Source organism: Bacillus piscicola (assembly GCF_022458745.1).
Taxonomy (GTDB): Bacteria; Bacillota; Bacilli; order Bacillales; family Marinococcaceae; genus Alteribacillus_A; species Alteribacillus_A piscicola.
Genome location: NZ_JAJJJF010000003.1, coordinates 130,335 through 154,688, shown reverse-complemented (window position 1 = coordinate 154,688; position 24,354 = coordinate 130,335). Strand labels below are relative to the sequence as shown.

Sequence of the window (24,354 nt, the reverse complement as noted above, 5' to 3'; positions counted from 1 at the left end):
CTCTAGGGCACTCCCTCTTTCAAGTGGGTATTTATCGCATCAAACTAGGAAGCCAAAGCGAAATCGAGGGGAAAAATATGAGGATAAGCATAAGTAATAAATTTAATGCTAAAAAGGGGACCACTGCTTTATAAATATCCGTCATACGGAGTGAGTTGTCAGGAACAACAGATTTCATTGCGAATAGGTCCATCCCAAAAGGTGGGGTGATAGTAGCGATTTGCATGTTGAGTAAGATGATGACTCCGAACCATAGTGGATCAAATCCCATCGCGCTAGAAATCGGCATTAGAACAGGAAGCGTCATCATCATAATAGAAAGGGGTTCCATAAAGCATCCTAACACTAATAACGCGACCTGCAATAAGATTAAGATAACGACCGGAGTGAAATTCAACTCACTGACGACTTGCACAAGGCCTTGTGTGACTCCCGTGTAGCTTAATATTTGGCCGAACGTCGTGGAACCGATAATAATCATGTAAATCATAACACTGGACTTGAACGTGCCTGTTAAAGAATCCCAGATACTCTTCCACGTGAGCCCTCCGTAAAAATAAGAGAGGATAACCGTGCCGATTGCTCCTAACGCAGCACTTTGTGTAGGCGTTCCAAATCCTAAAATGATGACTCCTAATAGAAGAAAAACAATAATACCAAGAGGAAGTATGTATTTAATTGTATCCATTAATTTCTCAGACAGTGAAACTTTATCTACTTCATACGTAGGAGCAAGGTGCGGTTGCAGAAAGCTGCGGATAATAATATATAAGAGAAAAAAAACGGCTAATAAAATTCCCGGAAGTACGATTGCCACTAAGAAGTGTCCTACCGGAATAGAGGCAAGAGAAGCGAGCAGGATTCCTAATGCAGTCGGCGGTATCATCGTAGCAAGCCCGGCACTGCCGAGTATGGGCCCGACAGACATCGTATAGCTGTATCCCTTTTTCTGCATGTCTGGCACTAATAAGGAGCCTAATAAAGCTGTGCTGGCTACACTGGATCCGCTTAAGACTGAAAAGAAAGCACCGCTGCCGACAGCGACAATACTTAGTCTGCCCGGCAATCGACCAAACCACTTGCCGATCGTTTCAAACACTTTAATACCAAGACCGGTACGAAACATGATTTCTCCCATTAAAATGAACATCGGGATGGGGAGCAGGGAAAACTTGGAGACCGAGTCGAATATATTTAAGATTAATTGGTTGGCTCCAGCAGCCCCGTTCCAGAGAAGGACGGCTCCGATTAAGTTTATCGTTAAGAATGAAAAGGCGATCGGAAGGCCGATAGCAAACAAGACAAATAAGCCCCCGAAGACTAGTAGGATAGTGAGCCACCACTCCATTACGTGCCCCCCCTTGTACCCTTTTTTTCAGTAAGAAGCGTCACCATGTTTCTTAAAAATTCTATCGTTATAAACAGGAATCCAATGGGTATAATAAAAAGCAATATAAACCGTGGAACCTGAAGAATCGCATCGGTATAGGCAGCCTTATGGTACATCTCAATTGTTATAACGCTGCCAAAAAAAGTAATGACAAGAGAGACAAAGAAGCCAATGAGGGAGCTAATGATACGGAATAGATATTGAGCCCGTCCGGGTAAGTATTGAAGCACAAGATCAAACTTGATATGGCCATCATCACGCAGTAACCAAGCCGCTCCAAGAAAGGTAAGGAATACGAGTGAATATTCCGTAACCTCAAGAACCCAGGGAATGGATTGGTTAAGAAGATTAGAAAAAAGCACATCAAGAGCGATTAAGAGTGCGATTGCTACGAGAAGGGCTCTTCCAAGATAGGACATGATGTCTAACAAGGTATGATAGAGTGTTGTCAGTTTGTGTGCCATGTCATTCCTCCTTTATAAGACCGGTAAAGGGACATGTGGCATGCCCCTTTACCGGTCTTAGATACGGATCCTTATTGTTTTCTCATGACAAAGTTAAGGGAGGCTTCTTTATGCGTACCTTTGTCTTCGAATTGAGTCATAAGGTCGTCACGGACGCCGTCGGCAACATCCGTTTCGAGCCATTCATCGCCTTCAAAGAACACTTGAGTAATTAGCGTCTCATGGCCGTCTGCTTCAAACATGAGGTGTAAGTGGGCTGGACGCATCGGATGCTGATCCATATATTCCAGAAATTCGCCAGTCGGACCCTGGTCTGGAATCGAATACGGAAGCGGTACAATCGTTTTGACTTCAAAGTCACCGTTCTCATCCGTGTAGAAATGGCCGCGCAAGTTGTATCTCGGTGCATCAGAATCGAAAGCGGAATATTTTCCGCTCGCATCGTTCTGCCACATCTCCACGCGGGCATTTGCGAGCGGCTGGCCATCCACAGAACTCACATTTCCTTTAAAGTAAAACAGTTCTCCTGGCTCGTCCGGACGTTGTGTAAGTTCAAGCGGCTTTCCTGGTTCTTTTTCAATCAACGGTGATCCGTCAATAAAGTATGGCCCTAAGAGAGAAGGTTGTGTACCCGGCAATTTGGAGTACATGGCTTTAAGGACGTGGCTTTCAAGGAAAACATCGGCATACAACGGGAGTTCACCGGCGCGTCCTAAGCGATCTGCCCAATCAACAAAGTTAGTATATTCCTCGTGATTTAGCTTGGCCTCTTTTAAAAACTCCTGAATATGCTTGACAAATAGATGAAAGACCTCTTCGACACGCTCATTCTTTTTAGCTGCTTGTTTTTGTGCCATTACAAATTCCTCCTCAAGATTGATAAATTTATATTAATATAATATTAATATCACACAGTCATTGAATCTTTGGTTATTGGTCGCGCTTTCATTTTGTTAGTGACTAGGTCTATCAGTTGCTGTTCAATGGTGTTTTCGTAATGTAAGGGAATAGAAGATTCATTGTACTTCTGCCTATACACCACACCAGTGATTTGTCCATTTATAAGGTCATACATATACTCTTTTAAATGTTTGTGGCAATCGCACTCGTGATTAACTCCTAACACATCTCCTGATATACATTCAGTATGAAAGGCGGTGCGCTTGGAGTAATCATTTGTGTTCGTATGCAAATACACGGTAAAGGATGAAGGATAAAGATGATTATGAACTTTCAACACTTTGAGCGTATGGTTAAATAACCGCATGTCAGTTACTTCAATAACTTCCAACCATTCTTTTTTTTGAAGGTAGTTATGGACGACGTCACTGACTTTAATGATCTCTAAAGAGTGTCGAACAGCAAACTTCTTCACGTCGTGAATCGATGAAACTTCCCCGTTGTGGTCCAATATTTCGGAGATAAATGAAGTGGGTTCATGTATAGGATCTATAAAATTGCTTGCTAGTTCGAGTGCCGCTGCTACAATATCTGGCTTTGTTAACAAGTCCTCCACCTGTCCAATCAAGGGGAAAATATGACCAGGTCGTTTGAAATCCCCCGGATTACGGGAGGTGTGGATGTTTTTTATTGTGTCCGCCCGCTCAAACGCGGAGATTCCAGTAGTTGTTGTTTTATAATCGATTGAAACCGTTGATGTATTCAACGTGTTTTTATGAGAGATATCTCTATCCATTCGTGACAAATTTAGTCTATTGGCTGTATTTTTAGTGATACAAGCGTAAACAAGACCTTTTCCGTAGTTGATCATAAAATTGATATCACGACCATCTGCACGTTCACCTACGCCTGTAAGATAACTAGTTCCTGTGTGCACGTCATCGAAAAGGATCGTTAGGTTATTTTCGTAATGCTTTTTGGCTTGATTTTTCCTAGGCTTCATTCAAAACCCTCCTGGCAGCCTATATGTGATGGTTAGAGGTGCAGCAGACTCACGTCATTGCTTTCGTTTTATTACCCTCTTGTCCCATTACACTGGTACTGTGAGCAGGCTGCATTTTGGCTTTTGGATCAATGTAAACTTTCGCATTGCTGACGGCTATTGGAGCTTCTCCAAAACCAGTTGCGATTAGTTTTACTTTACCTTCATACGTACAAATATCACCAACCGCATAAATGCCTTCCATGTTTGTCTCCATCTTTGAGTTTACGACAATACTGTTTTTCTCAATATTCAGTCCCCAGTTTTTAATAGGACCTAATGTCGAGACAAACCCATAGTTACAAACAACTTCATCGACATCGATCACTTTTTTCTTCGTTCCTTTTACTTCTTCTAAAACGACCTGTTCAATGAGGTCTTCACCAACAAATTCAGTAGGAACAAACGGTGTCAAAATTTGAACATTTGACTTTTTAAGCCTCTCGACACTATGTTCGTGGGCTCGGAACTTATCCCTTCGGTGGGCTAAAAAAACTTCTTTCGCAATAGGTTCAAGCATGAGTGCCCAATCTACAGCCGAATCGCCTCCTCCGAACACTTGGACTCGCTTATCTTTAAATTTGTTTAAATTGTCAATGAAGTAATGCAAGTTTTTATTTTCATAGCGTTCTGCGGCATCGAGTTTTAATTTTCTTGGCTGGAAAGCACCGTTTCCGGCTGTAATAATAATTGTTTTGGAATAGTGAACGTTTTCATTCGTTGTGAGATGAAAAATGCCATCTGCATCTTTCTGTATATCCTGTACTTCTTCATTTAACGTAACGTTCGGTTCAAATTGGTTCATTTGGTTCGTCAAGTTATCAACCAGCTCTTGTGCTCCTACTTTTGGGAACCCTGCAACGTCATAAATATATTTCTCAGGGTAGAGGGCGGTAAGCTGTCCGCCTAGATGTGGAAGGCTTTCCACGATATTGACAGAAAGCTGGCGCATCCCCGCATAAAAAGCAGTGAAAAGACCTGCCGGTCCGCCGCCGATAATCGTAATGTCAAAAACCTTATGCTGTTGACTCATTCGCTCACCCCGATGTGTCTTTATAAATTCTGTGTATTACCCAGCGTCTTCAAACTTAAGAGGTTTACCGTAAAAAGGTTCTTCTGCTACTTTAATGGATTCAGTAGGGCATCCTTCAAAAGCATCCTCGAGATCTTCCAGAAGTTCTTCTGGCACTTCGACCGTACCTTCATTGTCATCAAGAATAACGAAGGATAATCCTTCTTCGTCGTATTCATATATGTCAGGGGCTGTTTCCCCGCAAGCACCGCAAGCAATACAAGTATCTTGGTCAACAATTGTATACTTACTCATTATGATTCCTCTCCTTAACTGAAAACTTATAATTTAAAATTATCTTAACTTACTGTAAAACGACTCACAATATACGATTCGTATTGAAAATTTAAAATATTTTGTACGGATCGTTCGAATTATTGGAAGTAGAAAATGTAATAAAAAAACCTTAACCAGTTGAAAGTGAACTGGTTAAGGGAGATGTGAACATCTTTATTTTAATTCTTGTTGCTCTTTCTTTTTCATTGCAATAAGTGTGATCATTTCAAAAGCAACAGCGGAGGCAAGTGCAGCTGTGATCTCGCCATGGTCATACTCCGGAAGTACTTCAACAAGGTCAAAGCCTTTAATGTCGAGACCATGGAGACCGCGTACATATTCAAGTGCTTCGTGACTGTCAGGTCCGCCAATTTCGGGTGTACCTGTACCCGGTGCGAAGGCTGGATCAACAAAATCAATGTCATACGACACGAAAACAGGTTTATCACCAGCGCGCTCGTGAATCTGGCGAAGAACTTCCTCGTATCCTAATTTCTTCACTTCATGCATAGGGATTGTTTTAAAACCAAGCTCTTCGGGATCGGACATATCCTCTGGACCATACAATGGACCACGGAGACCGACTTGGATCGAATGGTCGGTGTCGATCAAACCTTCCTCCACCGCTCGACGGAACGGGGTTCCATGCATGTATTTTTCTCCAAAATAATTGTCCCACGTGTCACTGTGAGAGTCAAAGTGAACAAGAGCTACAGGACCGAATTTTTTTGCAAATGCCCGCAAATGTCCTAAGGAGGTAGAATGATCACCGCCTAAGATAACCGGGGTGATATCTTTTTCTAAAATCTTCCCTAATTCCTCACCAACAATATCATAAGAGCGGTGAATGTTCTGCGGCACGATCTCAAAATCTCCGTAATCCACTCCGGAGCAATAGTCAAAGATATTAATTTCTTGTACAGGATTATAGGGACGCAGCAAAATAGAAAAATTGCGGATATGCTGCGGGCCTCCGCGGGCGCCAATCCGGTTGGATACCGCAGTGTCATAAGGGTTGCCGACGACAACGAAATCAACGTCATCGGTTGTTTTAATTTGTTCTAATCTCATAAATGTGCGCACACCGGTATAACGGGGGCTAAGGGAAGAATCTTTTGGTTTATATTTCATTGATGATGTCCTCCTTGCAAGATGATGTGTAACTACATCTATAAATTAATGCAATTATTGTGCCAAAATTGTTGCCGTTTTTCATTTTAAAAAAAGAAAAGATGTGCCATCAAAATAATGATTGGCAACGTTACGATTGTACGCTCAAGGAAAATAATAACAATGTCTAAAAAACTTAGCGGAATCCGAGAACGTAACAGTAAAATACCAACTTCGGACATATATATGAGCTGTGTCATGGATAAAACAGCAATAATAAAACGCGTTAATTCGCTTTCAATACCGCTTCCGAGAACAGCCGGCAGAAACATATCAGCAAAGCCAACAAGCATGGCTGGTGCTGCCTCAACCGCTTCGGGGATTTGGGCCAACTCCAGTAAAGGAACTAACGGATAGGAAATGATTTCAAATATAGGGGTAAATTCTGCCGTAATGAGTGCTATGGTGCCAAGCCCCATTACGAGTGGTATTAACCCAAACCAGATATCTATTACGTTTTTTGTCCCGTTGATCACAACCGGCCAAGCGCTTTTTACGTGTGATGCTTTCTCAACTGCTAATTCAGAAGCCCAGCGTAGACGAGACTTTCCAGTTGGCGCTTCCTCGGAAATTTGTTTCCCAACTGGTTCATGGTACGTCTCTTCTTTTCGTGAAAGAGGCGGGATACGTGGACAGACAATAGCAGCTACAAAGCCGGCAACAATAACAGTTAGGTAAAACTGTATGAACATATGTCCCATGCCGATAAAGTTAATAACTAAAAGGCTGAAAGCAATAGATGCAACGGAAAAATTAGTAGCGATAACCGAAGCTTCACGCTTCGTATAATAACCGCTTTCATACTGTTGGGCAGTAATTAATACGCCAACTGTTCCGCTACCCATCCAAGATGCTAGCGCGTCAATGGAAGAACGGCCTGGAAGTTTGAAGAGTGGTCGCATCAGTCCTCTTACTGTTGTCCCGATAAATTCCATTAAACCAAAATCAAGTAGTAATGGCATCAAGAAGCCAGCAATCAAAAACCATGTTGTTAACACAGGAACGAGATCAAATAGAACGGTTCCACCTGTAGCGGGGGACCAAATGAATTCTGGGCCCAGCTCGTACAGTGTCATGATCGCAAATGCCGCTCCTAAAATACGAAGCAACCCCCAAAACCAGTTAACATCAAGAAGTTCAGTAATAAATGATGGTCTCTTTGTCCAAGCCGCCCCGCTTTTAGCGGCGATTTTCATTACAATCGTTCCAATGACTGACAAAATTAGAATTCCAGTCATAAATTGCGGCAAATAATTCTCAAAAGCGGCCTGCAGGAATTCAGCGACAATCCCGATACCGATTGTCCATTGTCCTTGGTAGGGAACAGGAACTAAGAATAAGAACATACTCACAACCGATACGACAAGAGACTTCGTGATGTTGGGAGTTGTCCAGAATGCAGGCTTTTGCTTTGCAGCAGCTCCTTTTCCTCCACTTTCTTGGTGTGTACTCACGTGAAATCACCCTTTGCAATGTTTACCTTTATATTATTGCAAGTAACGTGCCAAATTATTTAATTTTATACTTCTTTAGTTTGCGGACGACGGACGGTTGGCTGATACCAAGCCATTCTGCCATTTTTGTCGTTGTACGGCATATGGATGCTGCCTCTCTTAGCATTGCTTCCTCTACGCTTGCAAGGGCGTCAGGGAGTGAGTGCTTAAAAGACTGATGGGCTGATAGTTGGGACGTATTAGCCGGCATCCAGATGTCTTCTCTTTTTATGAGGCGGGAAGAGGTTGTCACGATAATCCTTTCCACAGTGTTCATTAGTTCGCGGACATTTCCGCGCCATTCTTGTTCATTCAGAAACTTTAGGGCTGATTGGTCCATTTGAATGTCTCGGTTGTACTTTAAGGAAAACTCTTTTACAAAGTACTCAATCAGTGGAAGAATATCCATCGTACGTTCACGAAGAGGCGGTATGATGATAGGAACGACATTTAAACGGAAAAATAGATCTTCACGAAACTTTTTCTCTTCTACTAACTGGGCTAGTGGCTGATTGGTTGCCGTAATTAAACGGAAGTCCACTTTTTTCGATTTTCTCCCCCCAACTGGCAAAAATTCTTTTTCTTGAATGAATTTCAAGACTTTGACTTGATTATTTAACGATAATTCGCCAACTTCATCTAAAAAGAGAGTGCCGCCTGCTGCAAGCTCGGCAAGTCCGACTTTTCCGCCTTTGTTTGCACCAGTAAAAGCCCCGCCTGTATAACCAAAAAATTCTGCTTCAAATAATGTCTCTGGGATAGCGCCACAATTTACTTCAATAAAAGGGCCTTTGGCACGAGGGCTTTCTTGGTGAATCATCTTGGCAATCTGAGTTTTGCCTACGCCTGATTCACCGAGCAGTAGGACATTGACGTCTACATCCGCAACTTGCCTGGCCGTATCCAGGCACCGCTTCATCTCCGTAGAACGAGCAATAAAACCGTGCTTTTGTAAATAGTGGCTGCGTAAATGATTCAGCTCATGGAGTACTTTCTCCATCTCACCTTCCATTTCGGTTATATAATCTCTCAGGTTAACAAGTTCTGTGACGTCATGGGAATAGGTAGCGATCCGCCAAAGCTCCCCTTCATCATCAAAGATTGGAATACCAGTAACGAGTAGTTTTTTATTTTTTTTTGTTGTTTGTATCAGGGTAACTCTTTTTTTGTTTTTAATAACTTCAGGGGTAACAATAGGAGTGAAAACACCCGCTTTTTGCAGATCGTAGACTGATTTTCCGACAAGCTCACTTCTTTCCACGCCATACGTTTTTTTCATGGCATCTGTCACTCTGGTAATGATGCCGTTCCTATCAGAAACAAGTAGGTCATCTTGTAAAGATTCCAAAATTCTCTCGCTTTCATCACGTGTATAGATGCTCATGGTATGCTCTCCTTGATCGAAATTCAAAAGTGAATAAATGAAATGGGTAAGGCCTTAATAACAAGGTACCACTATACTTTATCATTTATTCTGTTTTGAATAAAATATTATTTAAAAATGAATAAAGAATCCAGTTTTGAAAAGGTGCCATTTCAAAAGTACAATGGTAAAATGAAAGATATTCCGTAGTACAAGAATGCGTTCCGATATAGAGAGAGGATGGTAGGGATGAAGAATTTACTGTATGTCAACGGAGAATGGACGGGTGAGACGCTGGAGAAAATGGCGGTGACAAATCCATCCACCGGTGAAGTGGTGGAAGAAGTGCCGTTTGCGGGAAGTAGAGAGGCTTCGATTGCAGTCGAGGCAGCGGCAGAAGCGTTTAAAAGCTGGTCGAAAAAGACCGCAGAAGAACGATCTTCCCTCCTGTATCGCTGGTACGAATTAATCCGCGACAATCAGGAAGAGATTGCTTCTGTAATGACAAAAGAACAGGGAAAGCCTTATAAAGAAGCGCTAGGTGAAGTTGGATACGCGAATGGGTTTATTCAATGGTATGCAGAGGAAGCGAAGCGTGTGTACGGAGATACGATTCCAGCATCGCATCCAGATAAACGAATCATCGTTCAGAAGCAGCCGATTGGCGTTGTAGCAGCGATCACTCCGTGGAATTTCCCGGCGGCAATGATTACACGAAAGGTAGGACCGGCACTTGCGGCAGGATGTACAACTGTTGTTAAACCGGCAGAACAGACGCCGCTGACTGCCTTGTATTTGGTGGAACTTGCTGATCAGGCTGGTATCCCGGCAGGAGTGATTAATATCGTAGTTGGGGATCCAAAAGCCATTGGACAAGTATGGCTGGATGACAAACGGGTTCGCAAACTGACCTTTACGGGGTCAACTCCAGTAGGTAAGTATTTAATGGAGGGCTCTGCCCAAACCATGAAAAAAGTGGCACTTGAACTTGGGGGTCACGCGCCGTTTATTGTGATGGATGATGCTGACATTGACCTTTCTGTAGAAGCCGCGGTACATTCTAAATTCCGTAACGCTGGGCAAACGTGTGTCTGTTCAAACCGCTTCTACGTTCAAGAGGGAATTGCAGAGGAGTTTGCGGAAAAATATGCCGCCGCAGTTGGGGAATTAAAAGTGGGAGACGGCTTTTCAGAAGATGTTACGGTCGGACCTCTTATTGATGATAAAGCGTTGGAAAAAGTAGAGAAACAAGTGGAAGATGCCAAGGCAAAAGGAGCGTCTGTGTTAAGTGGCGGAAAGCGAGTGGAAGGGAAGACGACCTTTTACACGCCGACTGTCATTGCAGGAGCGACCCCGGACATGCTCTGTATGAGAGAAGAAACGTTTGGCCCGGTCGCGCCGATAGCTACTTTTCAAACAGAAGAAGAAGCGATTGAACAGGCGAATGACTCAGACTTCGGTCTTGCCGCGTATGTTTTCACAAAAGACTTGGGGAGAGCAATCCGTATTAATGATGCGCTGGAATATGGAATCGTTGGGATTAATGACGGACTCCCATCAACGCCACAAGCTCCGTTTGGAGGCTTTAAAGAAAGCGGTCTGGGGCGAGAAGGCGGCTACTACGGGCTGGAAGAATTTCTCGAGATTAAATATACATCTATACGAATATAAAAAAGGAGCTCCTGCCTTGAGAAATCAAGAAGCAGGGGCTCTTTATTAAAAAAGTCTGTCAGGAGGGGTCTTTCGTATCGTATTCGTATCGTATGTGTCGTTCTTATCGCCCCATAGTGGTTTAATGTTTTTTGGATCTAAGCCATTACCTAATGATCCGTACGATTTGTTGCTATGGGGATCAACAAAATGAGCGGATTCGAAATAGGTCCTCGGTGTCAACCAAAGCGCCTTCAGGGCGCGGCTCAACGGCATTTCATGATACCTGTTTGGCCATATTCTCTTAATATGCTCTTTCACAAGTGGGTAATACTTTGAACTCATCCCTGGAAACAAATGATGCTCGGTATGATAGGAAAAGTTAAAATGAAGAACATCTACCCATTTTGGAACCGTAACGGTAAGACTATTGGCTAGCGGATCATTAATTGGTACTAAGGGATTCAAACGATGATTCGTGGATATATAAGCCATCACAATAAAGTTTGCAATAAGAAGCGGCAATAAAAAAGCAAAAAGCCATTTCTCAAAACCCATTACATATAGCAGGCCAAACCAACTCATCCACGGCAAAACGGCCTGTGCCCACACACTTGGCTGTTTTTTTGGATTGAATTCTTTTATATAAACAAGAAACATTTTCAATGAATGAGCAGTAAACTGAATCGTTAAAGAGGCAAAGGAAAATAATGAACGAACAGGCAAAGGAAGACGGTAAACCCAGCGGATAAATTTCATTTTAGAAATTTTTTCAAGCGTCGGCCAGGCGTCCGGATCGTTATCTTGGTGCTGCGTATGGACATGGTGTGTTAGATTGTGCCATTTCCTCCAAAGTTTCGGCCCTGTGCTCAACGGCCAAAAAGCAATCGCGCCAAGTAAATCTCGGAGCCAAGCTCTGCGGATAACGGTACCATGAAGAATTTCATGACCGAGAAAACCAAGCGCTGCAAAACTTGCGCCAATAATAATCGAGAAAACAAAGTTTAGCAAAGGATGAAAATTAAATAGCCCGATCGTTAAGAAGCACGTGATTACGACACAGACATACGCCAGACCTCCGAACAAACGACCTGGAGCTGGTTTGAATGCTTCTTTCGGTAATTCTTTTTTTAAACGCGCCGTATATACTACAAACTTATCAAGTTCTCTCACAGATGCGCTCCCTTCTTTAACTAAAAAACCTTTTTAAAAATTAATTTTACCATTTTTAGTGTGAGTAGTCAACGGAAGTTTGTCAAGTGCGAAGTTGTTATCACTCATAACCGTTGTTTTGGCATAAAACAGGTACGAAAGGATTAAGAATACAGTAGATATTCCATGCATATGTTATTTTCATATTTTTGAAGGTAATAAGGTGTTATGATTTAAGGAGAATGTATAACGAAGGAGGAGTGCAGGTGACAAGACCGTTCATCCGCAACCATCAGCTCAACGTTATCAAAAAAGAGGGACGCAACATTCAGCATTGTTTTCAAGATATTCAGGACTCTAATGTCGTCCAAGCTGTAAAAGGGAAATCCGCAGACCGAATATTACAAGCTTTTCCACCACTGACACGGAAAGAGAAGTCTATCATTCAGGCGGTAAGTGACGTAAAGACAAGTATTGAGATAGAAGCATTTATTGGTTCTGTTTATTCTTACATCAAATCCTTCCCGCCTGTGACAAGGGAACGTCTCAAGGAATTGTTTTCTCATGAGAGGAGATTGCGCATTCCTGAATTTTCATTGTCCGAACTAGAACGGCGTTCGTATTTAGGTTGGAATGACCCTGGAAAGCAAAAAAAATACATTGTTTATGCTTTTGGCGATGAGCTCGTCGGTGTTAGCGGTCATTACTCCAAGCGAGCCCAGCGCGATTATTGTTGTTTTTGCCAAGAACTTGCCCCCGTATCCTTGGTCACCTTTCAGACAAACGACGTTTCTGACAGCAATCCAGATTACTACCGTTCGATCGGTCAATATATTTGCGTAGACAGTGAGGTTTGTAACCAGAACATTACTGATGTGCATGCTTTAGAGACGTTTATCCGCAGAGTGCAATGAAAAAGAGAGAGACGGTCATTGGGATTCATATTTTTTTTATCAGGCAGAGAATCAAGGATCGATTCCCTGCCTGGTTTTTTAGTAACGTTCTCCGCTTTCTACTTTTTTAATGGCTTGCTCCAAAGTGACGACAATGTATTCTACTTCATCTTGAGTTAAAACTAAAGAGGGGCGCAGGGTGATGACATTTCCTTCTATCAATTTAAAGGCAAGTCCATTTTCCATGCACATATACATAATAGATTCCGCTTCTTCGATAGCACGCTCCTGCGTTTTTTGATCTTTTATTATATCTAGCCCTATGTGAAATCCGAGGCCGGCTACTCCACCTACGATTGAATATTTGTCCTGTAGAGTACGCAGCCGTTCCAATAAATAATCTCCCAGTACGCGAGCGTTTTCAACTAAATTATGATCTTCAATATACTCGATTTCAGCGAGGCCTGCAGCAGCGCAAATTCCATTTTTTTCATGGGTGTAATGTCCAATAGAACGGTGCGACAGGGTATTATATTCCTCTTTTGTGATAATACCGGCAAAAGGGAACAGTCCGCCGCCCAGTGACTTACCGAGCACAAGGATATCCGGTGTCACATAATGCTCGAATGCAAACATGGTACCTGTTCTGCCGAAGCCTTCAATAATTTCATCGAAGATCAATAAAGCCCCGTGTTCGTCACAGAGCTCCTTTACTTTTTCCCAAAAGTATTTGCTAGGAACGACAGGTGTTGCACTTACTGGTTCTCCTATGACGCAAGCGATATCACCTTCTTTTTCAAAGAGGATTTTCATTTGTCTAAGTATTTCGTTATCTACCTCCTCAGGATCTGTGAATTTCCAAGGATTACGATTGTAATTTGGGAATTCAACGTGCAGGGAACCGGGAACCATCGGCCCATTTCCACCTTTAAATAATTCTTCCCCGCTTACACTTGCTGCTTGATAGCCAGTACCATGATAAGAGTCCCAAAAAGAAATAGTTTTCCATTTCCCTGTTACTTGTTTCGCCAGCATAATCGCCATTTCAATTGCTTCAGAACCTCCTGGTGCAAATAATACCCGGTCCAGTCCCTTAGGTGTAATAGAAACCAACTTTTTTGCCAAATTAATAGCCCGCTCATTTGTATAACGTCTAGGGGTGAATGTTTGCTTTTCTTTTAAAGACTCCATTACTTTTTCAATAATGTAATCATTGTTGAATCCAGCATTGTGAATGCCATTTCCGTGCATGTCTAAATATTTCTTGCCATCCATGTCATAAATATAGGCACCATCACATTTACTTAAGACGTTCAGTACGGGTGTACTTAAATTCTGATGAAGAAAATATTTGTTATCTTCTTCAAACAGTACTTTGGCCTTTTCACTTAAGTTGCGATCCCAATACTTCTCTCGATTTGGTGAATAATTAATGTCCCCTTGTTCTCGACTCCCTGCCATTGAATTCAATACAAATCCCCCTCTAAGACTTGAATTTAAAAAACAAGTAACTAAACAGAAAAATTTGAATTATTAACCTAATTAATCATATCACAAAGCAATTCTTATATCTTTAGATTTAGAGTTATTTGAGAAGAAACTTTTTCCTCAACGTATTGGCTTCTGTCTAAAGTAAAGGAAACGAAAAGAGAGGATTGCATGTATGGTGAGTGAAAAGTAGAATTTGTAATATAGAAAGAACACGAACGTTGTGGGGAGCGGGATACATAAACATGAAGACAATCACTGATATTCTCTCTAAAAGGCTTCCTCATCTTATTGTCTTTACGGCAATACTTACTTATTATCTACCGGTATATTGGGAGACGTACACATGGGTCCCGGCTGTTTTATTAGGCATGGTTATTTTCTTTGCCGGGTTATCTATTAACCTTGACTCGATTAAAGGCATTGGCAGGAAGAAGAAAGCGATTGGGGTTGCAGTTATATTAAAATGGACGTTGACAGTTACGATCTCTTTGGTCCTCGCCTATCTATTTTTTTCTGAGGAGCCGGAAATCTTAGCCGGCATTATTTTATCTGGTACCGTGCCGAATGCGACGGCGGCAACCTTATACACCTTTTTAGCTGGCGGCAACACCGCCCTCGTTATCGTTGGCTCGTTTCTTGACACAGCGTTAAGCCCTGTCGTCACTCTTTTGGCAATGGTAAATATACCTGGAAAGGAAGTCAGTATCACCTTCTTAGATTTACTTCAATCCTTTCTGTTCATTGTAATTCTTCCGTTAGCAGCTGGTATTTTCATGCAACGGATGTTTCCGCAGTCGGTTCAGCATTCCCAAACTCTCACAAAACTGGGATCCTCGTTGTCGCTGTTGATCATTGTTCACATTATTGTTGGGGAAGGGAAAGAGGCGGTTGCGGCTCATTTGAACCTGCTTCCATTATTAATTGTTGTTATCCTTATCCAGGTCCTGCTTCCTATGGGAGTAGGCTATCTTACCGCTAAGAAAATTGGGGTTGAAGAACCGGAAGCGCGCGCTATTTTATTCTATGTTGGTTTATGCAACACCGCTTTAGCTGCAATCCTTGCCTTTCAATTTATTGGCGAACTAGGGGCAGTCCCCCCTATTATTAACACGATCATCAATCTATCATTCGGTTCCTTTATCTCTAACTTTTTAAAAAAGGAGCCGGCTTAAAAAGCACCGGCGTCCCCACCTGAAAATTGGGAAATTGTTCACTAAAAAATCCCCCGCAGCTGAATATGCTGTGGGGGTTTTTCAAATCAGCTAAACAAAGGATTCTGCTGGTACCGGATGTCCCTCTGGACTGTATTTATAATAAAGAGGATACGCTCGTACGTAAAAGAACTGGGTGACTGGTCCTAAGAAGAGGGTGAGTGCAAGTGTTCCGATTCCTACTGGACCGCCGATTAGAAGAGCAAGTATTGCCATGATGCCGGCAACGATTGTCTGTCCGAGGCGCAGGCTGAGCCCAAACCGGTGGCTGACAGCTAAGAAAAGCTGGTCTACCGGAGCACGGGGAAACAATGGCAAGATATAAACAGCGACCCCGAGGCCGACTAAGATAACGCCGGTCGTCAGTACTGCGAGCTGCATGAATAAAGGAGCTGTTGATAAATCAAGAGTGGCAAAAACGATTTCTACCCAAAAATCGAGAATAATACTTTCTAAAACTACCGTGAATAACGCTCGAAATTCCGGTGCTTGCTTCATAAGCCGGGCATTAATAAAAATAATCAAAAACTGAAATATCGCATACCAGAGACCGATGGTGCCGCCAAGGTTGTTGGATAAGCCGGCAAAAAAAGCCGTCCAGAATCCAGCCCCTAAGGAAGCATTAATAACTAATGCAACCCCGAGAAAATTAATAAACATTCCTGCCAAATACACAGAAACACGGTAAAACAACTTACACTCCTCCTCTCTAATCAAACAAGCAAAAATGGATATTCTGATAGCCGTTCATCAAAAATCTCCCCAAATATTAAAGGTATTCCTCCGTATTTGTCAATATAAACGTGTAAAAAAGGATAAAATAATAATAGATAAAAATAACGCATTATATCTATGTGTATCGTACTATAACTTCTAATTACACCTTATTATTGTTACTAACATCTGATTTGTTGTTTTCTTAATCATTTTTTATTTCTTTTAATTCGCCTTTATGTTAACGTTATTTTATAAATGGTTAACAAAACAAAAATAGAAATTAAAAAGGGGGTTTTAGTTTGGAGAGAAGAAAATGGAAACCACTCGACATGGCGCTAGGTGCTCTCTTTGTTGCACTGACTGCGGTTGGGGCGAATATTACAGCCTTTGTGCCGTTTATGGTAGTAGGCGGTGTGCCGATTACGTTGCAGACTTTTTTCGCAGTGTTGGCAGGACTAGTGCTCGGAAGCAGGCTTGGAGCTTTTTCCATGTTTGTGTATATGATGATTGGTCTTGCCGGAGCACCGGTTTTCGCACAATTTAAAGGAGGTTTGGCCGCGCTCGTTTCTCCAACATTCGGGTTTATTTTATCTTTTATTCTGGTCGCCTACGTGGCAGGAAAAATGATTGAAAATAAGAGTGCCGTGCGTGCCTTTGTAGTGGCAGCCTTAACAGCGATGGCAATTAACTATGTGTTTGGCACTAATTGGATGTATGCGGCATATGTCTTTTGGTTTGACGCACCGGAAGGGTTTACGTACAAATTGGCGTGGTTATGGATGATGGCACCGCTTCCCAAAGATATTATTCTTACTGTTTTATCGGGGATATTCGCCTTTAGACTTCATAACATTCCGGTTATTAAACGAATAGTTGCACGGCAGAACAAAGCAGCCTAACTAAAGGGGGAATGGATTATGTCAAATTGGCATATGCTTGCAGATGAGGTTTTGAAAGGATACGAGTTAAGTGAGGAAGAAGCTCTCTCCATTTTGAATTGTCCGAATGAAGAATTGCTGAAACTTTTAGACGGAGCCTATACGATCAGGCGTCATTACTACGGAAATAAAGTGAAATTAAACATGATCGTTAATACGAAGTCCGGCGCCTGTCCGGAAAACTGCGGCTATTGTTCGCAGTCACGCGACTCGAGCGCACCTATTGAGAGATACCGGATGATGGATAAAGAAGAGATTGTCAAAGGAGCGGAAAATGCTCACCGATTAAACTCAGGTACATATTGTATCGTAGCAAGCGGCCGTGGACCGACGAACCGAGAACTTGGCATCGTTACGTCAGCGGTAAAAGAAATAAAGGAAAAGTATGACCTTAAAATATGTGCGTGCCTTGGTATTTTAAAACCAGAACAAGCTCTCGAATTAAAAGAAGCAGGTGTCGACCGTTATAACCATAATATTAATACCTCAGAAGATCATCATGATGCGATCACAACGAGCCATAGGTATCAGGACCGGGTGGCCACTGTAAACAAAGCAAAAGAGGCGGGCATTTCCCCGTGCTCCGGGGTGATCGTAGGCATGAAGGAGACAAAGCACGATGTTATCCAAATGGCAAAGTCACTAAAAGCGCTTGATGCGGATTCCATTCCCGTTAATTTCCTGCATGCGATTGATGGCACTTTGCTTGAAGGGACCGATGAGCTGACGCCTTCTTACTGTTTAAAAGTACTCGCTTTGTTTCGTTACCTCAATCCGACAAAAGAAATTCGGATATCCGGCGGGCGGGAAGTGAACTTGCGCAGCCTGCAGCCGCTCGGATTGTATGCCGCTAATTCTATTTTCATCGGGGACTATTTAACAACCGCAGGACAGGAAGGAACAAAAGATCATCAAATGCTTAAGGATCTCGGGTTCGAAGTTGACTATGAAAAAAAAGAGGCTTTTATTTAACAACGCCACCAACCATTACTTCGTGTATGCCCTTCTATGGAGCTGGAAAAAATAATGGTGCTGAAAACATTATAGGAAAAGGATGGAATCAAAATGGAAAACACATGCTTTTACTGTGACAGCACCATTGATCAGCATGAGAGTGTTCACCAAGTTGCTTTTTTTCGTGAAAATGAGGAACTCGAAAAAACATTGTGCGGGACATGTTATACAGAGTGGTTGGAAGGAATGAAGGAGTAGTTAGCCTGCAGGTTGTATTAACGACGCTGTCTGCATACGGTGGCGTAATGAGGGATGGGGCTGTATCAAAAGGTCATGAAAAATGACCTTTTGATACAGCCCTTTTTTTAATTCTATAAGATTTATCGTTAAGATTAATTAATACCCTTTCAGATAGATGGCTCTTCAGGTTCGCTTGCCGCGGGCAAGGCTTCAGCTAACCGACGGAAGATCACCGTCGGTGGATCTTCAGCTCTTGCTTTTCCCGCAGGCGTCTCACCTGATCGCCATTCAAAGTAGTGGAACGAAAAAACAATCTAACATTTTATGCCAAACACACAAAAAAATCGCCTCTTTCGGTATAATGAAGTCACCACAACCCATTAATGAAAGAAGGCGATTTGAATCAGCTGTATCTTCCTATGTATTTTTCGGATAATTCCGGAAGATCACGTTGCCCGGATCGTAAGCGACATGATCGACACCCTGGACGATCAGCTGTTTTTTGATGCTTATAAAGGGGGCGGCCGCCCTGACAGTCGTTGCAGGAAATGTAGTGTTTTCTGTAAGGCGCCTGACTGCGCTGTACACCTAGCTGTTGACGCTCTACCCATAACCTGTGAAAATGGAGAGTGGGACTGAGTAGAGGTAAAGGTAACGTAACCATCCAACATGAATTTGCTGGTCTCAGCTGTTTATCCATTGGAGTCCCCTTCCTCAAAAATTCGATAGGATTTTAGGTGGGGGAAGATGTCAAAGACGATTTTTTCTTGGCATGATACCATTCGAATGATGGCATATGGTTAATTCATTAGTCGGTGAACAATTTTATATGAAGGAGTCTTGCAACAATGGAAGACTATAAAGCTCTTATTGTTAAGCCGGAAGATAACGTGGCAACAGCGCTCGAAGCAATTCCGGCGAACAAGGACGCGGTTGTTTCCTGCCAAGGCAGGGTTAGTACGATTACTGTTTTAGATTCAATCGAATTTGGGCATAAGTTTGCCACCTCTTTCATTGCGAAAGGCAGTGACATCAGGAAATACGGGGAAGTGATTGGGAGGGCGAGCCAGGATATTGACATAGGAGCTCATCTTCACACCCATAACATCGAAGGAACGAGAGGAAGAGGGGATCAAGTTGGAAAAGAATAAATTCTGGGGTTATCGAAGAGCGGATGGAAAAGTAGGGGTACGGAATCATGTTTTAATTCTTCCGACGATCACGTGTGCAACCCAAGCGGCGAGACAGATTACCGAGCTCGTTCACGGTACGGTCTCTTTCATTCATCAGCATGGTTGTACGCAGGTCGGGGTTGATTATGAGCAGACATTTCGTACGTTTGTCGGGATTGGTGCCAACCCGAACGTGTATGGAGTAGTCGTACTCGGTCTTGGTTGCGAAACGCATCAGGCTAAAACAGTGGCGGGTGAACTAGCGAAGACGAACAAACCGGTCGAAGTAGTGTCTATTCAAGATGAAGGTGGGACGTTGGATGCCATTGCCCAAGGATCAAAAATTGCGGCAAGAATGGTACAGGAAGCTTCCGCGCAGACGAGAGAACTGTGTGACTTTAGTGAATTGATTATCGGAACAGAATGCGGAGGGTCTGATGCTTGTTCCGGTCTATCAGCTAATCCAGCTGTCGGTTACGTTAGTGACTCCATCATTGAAGACGGCGGTACCGCTATATTGGCTGAGACAACCGAGTTGATCGGTGCTGAACATCTGCTCGCAGAAAGAGCTGCGGATGACCGCGTCGCTCAAAAAGCCCGTGCTGTTATTAAAGCGATGGAAAACCGTTCCCTGCAAATGGGAGTGGACATCCGTACAGGAAATCCGACACCCGGCAATAGAAAGGGCGGTCTAAGCACCCTCGAAGAAAAATCGCTCGGCGCAGCAACGAAAGCAGGCAGCACTGCCCTGCAGGAAGTGCTCGATTATGCTGAGGCACCGACGAAAAAAGGGCTTGTTTGGATGGACACGCCAGGGCAGGATATTGAGCAGTTAACCGGCATGACGGCCGGCGGTGCCCAAATTGTTCTCTTTACTACCGGGCGAGGAACGCCGACAGGCTCTCCGATCGCACCGACAATTAAAATTTCTACAAACTCTGCATTGTCTGAAAAAATGGCAGAAAATATGGACGTTAATGCCGGTACTATTATCGAAGGAAAAGAATCTATTGAAGAAGTCGGTACTCGTATTCTAAATGAAATAAGCCAAGTATCTTCAGGAAAGCTAACAAAAGCAGAAATTCTGAAGCAACATGATTTTGGTATTTGGAGAATCGGCCCCACTTTTTAACAAACTGTATTATAGAGAAGCTGTCTATAGGGGATGCTACCTCTAAAGACAGCTTTTTTTTATGTTGGATAATTTCGTTCAAAAATCCAGATCGCAAGCTGCAAAGTTAAGGCATCGTGAAAATTTTTCGGATCATAACCTGTTTCTTCTTTAATCTTATTTAAGCGGTATAGAAGTGTATTTCGGTGGATAAACAAGGCATCTGCTGTTTGCTGTATGTTGAAGTTGCAGGAAAAGAAACACGTAAGCGTATCGCGGTGTTTCTTAATTGTTTTTGTTATAACCCTTTGTGTAAAACGCTTAGCGCGCTCTTTGTCCAGCTGGAAAACAAGAGCCTTCGCTTCGATCTCTGAATAAAATACAATCTTTTCGTTAGGATCACTTGCTTGAAGAGCAAGATTACATTCTTCATATGCTGCATAAAAGCTTCTCATCTGCAGAAATGGCTGACTCAGTGCGATTTGGTAAGGGATCTGTAATGTATTAAAAAGGTCTGCCATTCTTTCAGCCGCATCTCGGACTTTGCGTGTCGCAAGATTAGAGACAGTAATGAAAACTTGATTGACGTTAATAAATCCAACGATACTAGTAGACTTTCCGATTATCCTTTCAAGTTTGTCAATAATGGCTTGGTTTGATGTAGTCCGATCGGCTAATTGAATAAGAAATGCTGTAAAAGGGGCTTCAAGGTGGATGCCCAATAAGTCAAGACCACGCTCAATATGGTTATAAGCCGGTTTCGATTGCAATAGATCCGCAATCATCATTTCTTTCATCCGTTGTCTCCATTCAAGCTGGGCAGCAATTTCTTTCTGTTCCATCATAAGTTCAGTTGTCATTTTTACAAGTTCCCCTAAGTGCTGGACTTCATCGGGGTGGCCGGTAATCCCAATAACGCCAACAATCGTCCCGTTTTCGACAATCGGGATGTTAATGCCAGGCTGACTGCCTTTATATTGACTTTGATCGCCCGGATAAATAATCAGCGTTTCCCCGCTTTTTAAAACGTGAACCGCACCTTCATGAATGTCTGTAATACGCTCTTCGTCGCAAGATGCCAAAATGACACCTTCTTCATTCATCATATTAATGTTGCGATTTAGACGGACGGACGTTTCTTTCACAATCATGTCTGCGATCTCTTTGGTTAACATATAGTTCGCCTCATTTAGATGTTTTATACAAAAACAAACCTAACTAATTGAATTTATTTATTGATATTACACGAAGATTAATAAAAAGTCATCTGCTATAATGTACATACAAAATGTAAGCGGTTACTAATTGGGAGGATACTATGAAAATTGTGATAGCACCAGACTCGTTTAAGGGCAGCCTTCCCGCTAAAGGAGTGGCAGCAGCAATAGAGAAAGGGATAAAAAAAGCATTTCCTCAGGCCGAAACGCTCTGTCTCCCGATAGCGGACGGTGGCGAGGGGACGATGGATACACTAGTAGCAGCAACCGGCGGCAAGAAAAAAGAAGTTCGTGTGACCGGTCCGCTCGGTGATCCGATTGACGCAGCATACGGCATTCTTGGTGACCGGAAAACATGTGTAATTGAAATGGCGGCGGCTTCCGGGATTGATCTTGTTCCAAAAGAAAAGCTAAACCCGATGACAGCGACTACTTACGGGACAGGAGAGCTAATCAAGCAGGCATTAGATGATGGTCTTCGTTCTTTTATTTTGGCATTGGGAGGATCAGCTACGAACGACGGGGGAGCTGGGATGCTGCAGGCACTCGGTGTGCGGCTGAAAAACGAAGCGGGAGACGAAGTAGCTGTCGGCGGAGAAGCACTTGCTCATGTCCGGAATGTTGACGTAGACGGCTTTGACAGCCGCATTAAAGACAGTGATTTTCTAATCGCAAGTGATGTTCAAAGTCCATTGATTGGTCCCTATGGTGCGTCCTGTGTGTTCGGTCCTCAAAAAGGTGCAACGCCTGCACAGGTAGCTATTTTGGATAAAAGTTTAGAAAATTGGGCAGACCAAGTTGAACATGTCACAGGGATTCATTTGCATGATTTTCCGGGAGCAGGTGCAGCTGGCGGCATTGGCGGCGCCTTTGCAGCTTTTTTTGCAGCAGAAATGAAGCGCGGAATCGATGTTGTGATCGAAAAAACAGAATTAGAGAAAGCTCTTCTAGAAGCTGATCTTCTAATAACAGGAGAAGGACAAGCAGATGCACAGACAGCAGCAGGAAAAACACCGATGGGGGCGGCGCAGGCAGCCCTTAAGCAAGGTGTTCCATCCATTATTATTGCTGGATCGGTCGGTGCGGGGATTGAGGAGTTGTACCAATTTGGCGTTGTTAGTGTACACAGTATCATTCAACGCCCGATGACGTTGGAGAAAGCGATGCAGGAAACAGAAGCGCTACTGGCGTTGACTTCAGAACAAGTAGTCCGTTCTTATTTTCATCTTTCATTTAATAAATAAGGAGTGTTCCTATGAAAATCAAACAATCGATTGAAAAAGTTCCCGGCGGCCTCATGGTTGTTCCGCTCTTACTTGGAGCCGTGCTGAATACAATTGATCAGCTGCATATTCCGTTTGTAATGAACTTTCTGAAATCATTAGGAGTCGCACCGACGGAGGACGGTTTTTATGAATTTTTACGAATTGGCGGCTTTTCACAGGAGCTCTTTAAAGACGGTGCTCTCGTATTAATTGCTTTATTCCTTTTCTGTGCTGGAAGCCAAATGAATTTAAAAATCGGCGGTAAAGCACTAAAAAAAGGTGTTTTACTTATGACGTCTAAATATCTCACCGGTTTAGCAGTAGGTCTTCTCTTTGGTTACTTTTTTGATCCGCTGGACGGACTGCTTGGTTTATCAACCGTGGCGATTATCGCTGCGATGACGAACGGAAACGGGGGCATGTATGCAGCATTAACGAGTCAATATGGGAACCGTTCTGACATTGGGGCAGTGGCGATTCTTTCTTTGAATGACGGTCCTTTCTTCACCTTGATTTCGCTCGGATTGTTAGGTTCTCAGTTTCCCGTTATCTCTTTCATTGCCGTGCTCTTGCCGATTGCAATTGGAATGATTTTGGGAAATTTAGATCCAGAGATTCGTGAGTTTTTAAAACCAGGAGAAATTTTGCCGGTGCCGTTCTTTGCTTTTGCGTTAGGGGCAGGCATGAACTTGGCTAATTTCTTTAACCCAGCCGTCGTAGCTGCCGGGCTTACGATTGGAATCTTGACAACTGTCCTAACTGGTTTAACTGGTATTCTTGTTTTTAAAGCTTTTAAAGAAAAAAGCTACATTGCGCCGATTTCAGAAGCATCAACGGCAGGGAATGCTGCTGCCACTCCTGCTGCAATTGCGGCCGCGGCTTCTGTAGCCGCAGCATCCGGTATGATGACGGCATCAGAAGCCGCAGGATATGAAAGCATTGTTAATATCGCGACTGCGCAGATCTCGATCGCTACCATTACAACTGCTATTTTATGTCCGATTGCCGTCATTCTCGTCGATAAATACCAACAACGAAAAGGCATTGACGGCAGACTGGAAGACTACGAACGTGAAGCAGCTGCGAAGTAAATAAACACCAATCCCCTGAGTGAACATGACTCAGGGTGTTGGTTTTTAACGTTATTAAACATTCTGCAATAAGGGTAATATA

23 protein-coding genes are annotated in these 24,354 nt (G+C 43.0%); 10 read left to right on the top strand and 13 right to left on the bottom strand.

The features are described from left to right. Positions 1 to 31 precede the first annotated feature (31 nt). The 9 genes from LOR49_RS08260 to LOR49_RS08220 form a co-directional block, all read right to left on the bottom strand. Positions 32 to 1,348, bottom strand: coding sequence for a TRAP transporter large permease (locus tag LOR49_RS08260; protein WP_240375953.1), 1,317 nt, complete (start codon positions 1,346 to 1,348; stop codon positions 32 to 34). After that, positions 1,348 to 1,854, bottom strand: a complete 507-nt coding sequence (locus LOR49_RS08255; protein WP_240375952.1) for a TRAP transporter small permease — start codon at positions 1,852 to 1,854, stop codon at positions 1,348 to 1,350. Before LOR49_RS08255 ends, LOR49_RS08260 begins: the two co-directional genes overlap by 1 nt. Before the next feature lie 71 nt (positions 1,855 to 1,925). Beyond that, a complete protein-coding gene (locus LOR49_RS08250; RefSeq protein ID WP_240375950.1) occupies positions 1,926 to 2,711 on the bottom strand; it encodes a dioxygenase family protein in 786 nt (261 codons plus the stop codon). 50 nt (positions 2,712 to 2,761) lie between these two features. Next, a complete protein-coding gene (locus LOR49_RS08245; protein ID WP_240375949.1) occupies positions 2,762 to 3,757 on the bottom strand; it encodes a 3,4-dihydroxy-2-butanone-4-phosphate synthase in 996 nt (331 codons plus the stop codon). Between the two features lie 49 nt (positions 3,758 to 3,806). Then, the gene (locus LOR49_RS08240; protein ID WP_240375948.1) at positions 3,807 to 4,829 is read right to left on the bottom strand and encodes an NAD(P)/FAD-dependent oxidoreductase; all 1,023 of its coding nucleotides are present in this window, start codon (positions 4,827 to 4,829) and stop codon (positions 3,807 to 3,809) included. Between the two features lie 36 nt (positions 4,830 to 4,865). Further along, positions 4,866 to 5,123 carry a ferredoxin gene (locus LOR49_RS08235; protein WP_240375947.1) on the bottom strand — a complete coding sequence of 86 codons (258 nt, stop codon included), beginning with the start codon at positions 5,121 to 5,123 and terminating at the stop codon, positions 4,866 to 4,868. A gap of 195 nt (positions 5,124 to 5,318) precedes the next feature. Next, the gene (speB, locus tag LOR49_RS08230; RefSeq protein ID WP_240375946.1) at positions 5,319 to 6,275 is read right to left on the bottom strand and encodes an agmatinase; all 957 of its coding nucleotides are present in this window, start codon (positions 6,273 to 6,275) and stop codon (positions 5,319 to 5,321) included. A gap of 86 nt (positions 6,276 to 6,361) precedes the next feature. After that, positions 6,362 to 7,660 carry a YjiH family protein gene (locus LOR49_RS08225; protein ID WP_420830419.1) on the bottom strand — a complete coding sequence of 433 codons (1,299 nt, stop codon included), beginning with the start codon at positions 7,658 to 7,660 and terminating at the stop codon, positions 6,362 to 6,364. A gap of 163 nt (positions 7,661 to 7,823) precedes the next feature. Next, positions 7,824 to 9,191, bottom strand: a complete 1,368-nt coding sequence (locus tag LOR49_RS08220) for a sigma-54 interaction domain-containing protein (RefSeq protein ID WP_240375945.1) — start codon at positions 9,189 to 9,191, stop codon at positions 7,824 to 7,826. 240 nt (positions 9,192 to 9,431) lie between these two features. Here LOR49_RS08220 and LOR49_RS08215 point away from each other — a divergent pair, with 240 nt between their 5' ends. Next, entirely contained in the window at positions 9,432 to 10,841 is a 1,410-nt protein-coding gene (locus tag LOR49_RS08215) for an NAD-dependent succinate-semialdehyde dehydrogenase (protein WP_275899583.1), read from the top strand. A 45-nt stretch (positions 10,842 to 10,886) separates the two neighbouring features. Here LOR49_RS08215 and desB read toward each other — a convergent pair whose 3' ends face one another. Beyond that, positions 10,887 to 11,993: a Delta(10) desaturase DesB gene (gene desB, locus LOR49_RS08210; protein ID WP_240375943.1), complete on the bottom strand. Its 1,107-nt coding sequence runs from the start codon at positions 11,991 to 11,993 to the stop codon at positions 10,887 to 10,889. A 245-nt stretch (positions 11,994 to 12,238) separates the two neighbouring features. Here desB and LOR49_RS08205 point away from each other — a divergent pair, with 245 nt between their 5' ends. Next, on the top strand, positions 12,239 to 12,886 hold the full coding sequence (locus LOR49_RS08205; protein WP_240375941.1) for a FusB/FusC family EF-G-binding protein: 648 nt from the start codon (positions 12,239 to 12,241) through the stop codon (positions 12,884 to 12,886). Between the two features lie 78 nt (positions 12,887 to 12,964). Here LOR49_RS08205 and pbfA read toward each other — a convergent pair whose 3' ends face one another. After that, complete coding sequence (pbfA, locus tag LOR49_RS08200) at positions 12,965 to 14,326, bottom strand: (R)-1-hydroxy-2-aminoethylphosphonate ammonia-lyase (RefSeq protein WP_240376087.1); 1,362 nt, start codon at positions 14,324 to 14,326, stop codon at positions 12,965 to 12,967. A gap of 272 nt (positions 14,327 to 14,598) precedes the next feature. On the opposite strand from pbfA, the gene LOR49_RS08195 reads away from it, so the two are divergent. After that, positions 14,599 to 15,528, top strand: a complete 930-nt coding sequence (locus LOR49_RS08195) for a bile acid:sodium symporter family protein (RefSeq protein WP_240375939.1) — start codon at positions 14,599 to 14,601, stop codon at positions 15,526 to 15,528. A 90-nt stretch (positions 15,529 to 15,618) separates the two neighbouring features. On the opposite strand, the gene LOR49_RS08190 is transcribed toward LOR49_RS08195, so the two are convergent. Continuing rightward, positions 15,619 to 16,260 carry a YczE/YyaS/YitT family protein gene (locus LOR49_RS08190; protein WP_240375938.1) on the bottom strand — a complete coding sequence of 214 codons (642 nt, stop codon included), beginning with the start codon at positions 16,258 to 16,260 and terminating at the stop codon, positions 15,619 to 15,621. 353 nt (positions 16,261 to 16,613) lie between these two features. On the opposite strand from LOR49_RS08190, the gene LOR49_RS08185 reads away from it, so the two are divergent. From LOR49_RS08185 to LOR49_RS08165, 5 genes are all read left to right on the top strand, one after another. Then, complete coding sequence (locus LOR49_RS08185; protein WP_240376084.1) at positions 16,614 to 17,183, top strand: biotin transporter BioY; 570 nt, start codon at positions 16,614 to 16,616, stop codon at positions 17,181 to 17,183. Positions 17,184 to 17,201: 18 nt separating this feature from the next. Continuing rightward, positions 17,202 to 18,194 (top strand): biotin synthase BioB, encoded by a 993-nt coding sequence (gene bioB / locus LOR49_RS08180; RefSeq protein ID WP_240375937.1) that lies wholly within the window; start codon positions 17,202 to 17,204, stop codon positions 18,192 to 18,194. A gap of 93 nt (positions 18,195 to 18,287) precedes the next feature. Then, a complete protein-coding gene (locus LOR49_RS08175; RefSeq protein WP_240375936.1) occupies positions 18,288 to 18,434 on the top strand; it encodes a hypothetical protein in 147 nt (48 codons plus the stop codon). Between the two features lie 830 nt (positions 18,435 to 19,264). Further along, a complete protein-coding gene (locus LOR49_RS08170) occupies positions 19,265 to 19,567 on the top strand; it encodes a UxaA family hydrolase (protein WP_240375935.1) in 303 nt (100 codons plus the stop codon). Beyond that, positions 19,554 to 20,720, top strand: a complete 1,167-nt coding sequence (locus LOR49_RS08165; protein WP_240375934.1) for a UxaA family hydrolase — start codon at positions 19,554 to 19,556, stop codon at positions 20,718 to 20,720. The genes LOR49_RS08170 and LOR49_RS08165 overlap by 14 nt, the downstream gene beginning before the upstream one ends. A 59-nt stretch (positions 20,721 to 20,779) precedes the next feature. Here the strand turns inward: LOR49_RS08165 and LOR49_RS08160 are convergent, their stop codons facing one another. Then, positions 20,780 to 21,874: a CdaR family transcriptional regulator gene (locus LOR49_RS08160; RefSeq protein WP_240375933.1), complete on the bottom strand. Its 1,095-nt coding sequence runs from the start codon at positions 21,872 to 21,874 to the stop codon at positions 20,780 to 20,782. A gap of 143 nt (positions 21,875 to 22,017) precedes the next feature. Here LOR49_RS08160 and LOR49_RS08155 point away from each other — a divergent pair, with 143 nt between their 5' ends. Further along, entirely contained in the window at positions 22,018 to 23,160 is a 1,143-nt protein-coding gene (locus LOR49_RS08155; RefSeq protein WP_240375932.1) for a glycerate kinase, read from the top strand. 11 nt (positions 23,161 to 23,171) lie between these two features. Beyond that, on the top strand, positions 23,172 to 24,272 hold the full coding sequence (locus LOR49_RS08150) for a 2-keto-3-deoxygluconate permease (RefSeq protein WP_240375930.1): 1,101 nt from the start codon (positions 23,172 to 23,174) through the stop codon (positions 24,270 to 24,272). Positions 24,273 to 24,354 lie beyond the last annotated feature (82 nt).

Coding starts and splice junctions, on each gene's coding strand:
- LOR49_RS08260 (WP_240375953.1), bottom strand. CDS start 1,348: ATGGAGTGGTGGCTCACTATCCTACTAGTCTTCGGGGGCTTATTTGTC.
- LOR49_RS08255 (WP_240375952.1), bottom strand. CDS start 1,854: ATGGCACACAAACTGACAACACTCTATCATACCTTGTTAGACATCATG.
- LOR49_RS08250 (WP_240375950.1), bottom strand. CDS start 2,711: ATGGCACAAAAACAAGCAGCTAAAAAGAATGAGCGTGTCGAAGAGGTC.
- LOR49_RS08245 (WP_240375949.1), bottom strand. CDS start 3,757: ATGAAGCCTAGGAAAAATCAAGCCAAAAAGCATTACGAAAATAACCTA.
- LOR49_RS08240 (WP_240375948.1), bottom strand. CDS start 4,829: ATGAGTCAACAGCATAAGGTTTTTGACATTACGATTATCGGCGGCGGA.
- LOR49_RS08235 (WP_240375947.1), bottom strand. CDS start 5,123: ATGAGTAAGTATACAATTGTTGACCAAGATACTTGTATTGCTTGCGGT.
- speB (WP_240375946.1), bottom strand. CDS start 6,275: ATGAAATATAAACCAAAAGATTCTTCCCTTAGCCCCCGTTATACCGGT.
- LOR49_RS08225 (WP_420830419.1), bottom strand. CDS start 7,660: ATGTTCTTATTCTTAGTTCCTGTTCCCTACCAAGGACAATGGACAATC.
- LOR49_RS08220 (WP_240375945.1), bottom strand. CDS start 9,191: ATGAGCATCTATACACGTGATGAAAGCGAGAGAATTTTGGAATCTTTA.
- pbfA (WP_240376087.1), bottom strand. CDS start 14,326: ATGGCAGGGAGTCGAGAACAAGGGGACATTAATTATTCACCAAATCGA.
- LOR49_RS08195 (WP_240375939.1), top strand. CDS start 14,599: ATGAAGACAATCACTGATATTCTCTCTAAAAGGCTTCCTCATCTTATT.
- LOR49_RS08185 (WP_240376084.1), top strand. CDS start 16,614: ATGGCGCTAGGTGCTCTCTTTGTTGCACTGACTGCGGTTGGGGCGAAT.
- bioB (WP_240375937.1), top strand. CDS start 17,202: ATGTCAAATTGGCATATGCTTGCAGATGAGGTTTTGAAAGGATACGAG.
- LOR49_RS08175 (WP_240375936.1), top strand. CDS start 18,288: ATGGAAAACACATGCTTTTACTGTGACAGCACCATTGATCAGCATGAG.
- LOR49_RS08170 (WP_240375935.1), top strand. CDS start 19,265: ATGGAAGACTATAAAGCTCTTATTGTTAAGCCGGAAGATAACGTGGCA.
- LOR49_RS08160 (WP_240375933.1), bottom strand. CDS start 21,874: ATGTTAACCAAAGAGATCGCAGACATGATTGTGAAAGAAACGTCCGTC.
- LOR49_RS08155 (WP_240375932.1), top strand. CDS start 22,018: ATGAAAATTGTGATAGCACCAGACTCGTTTAAGGGCAGCCTTCCCGCT.
- LOR49_RS08150 (WP_240375930.1), top strand. CDS start 23,172: ATGAAAATCAAACAATCGATTGAAAAAGTTCCCGGCGGCCTCATGGTT.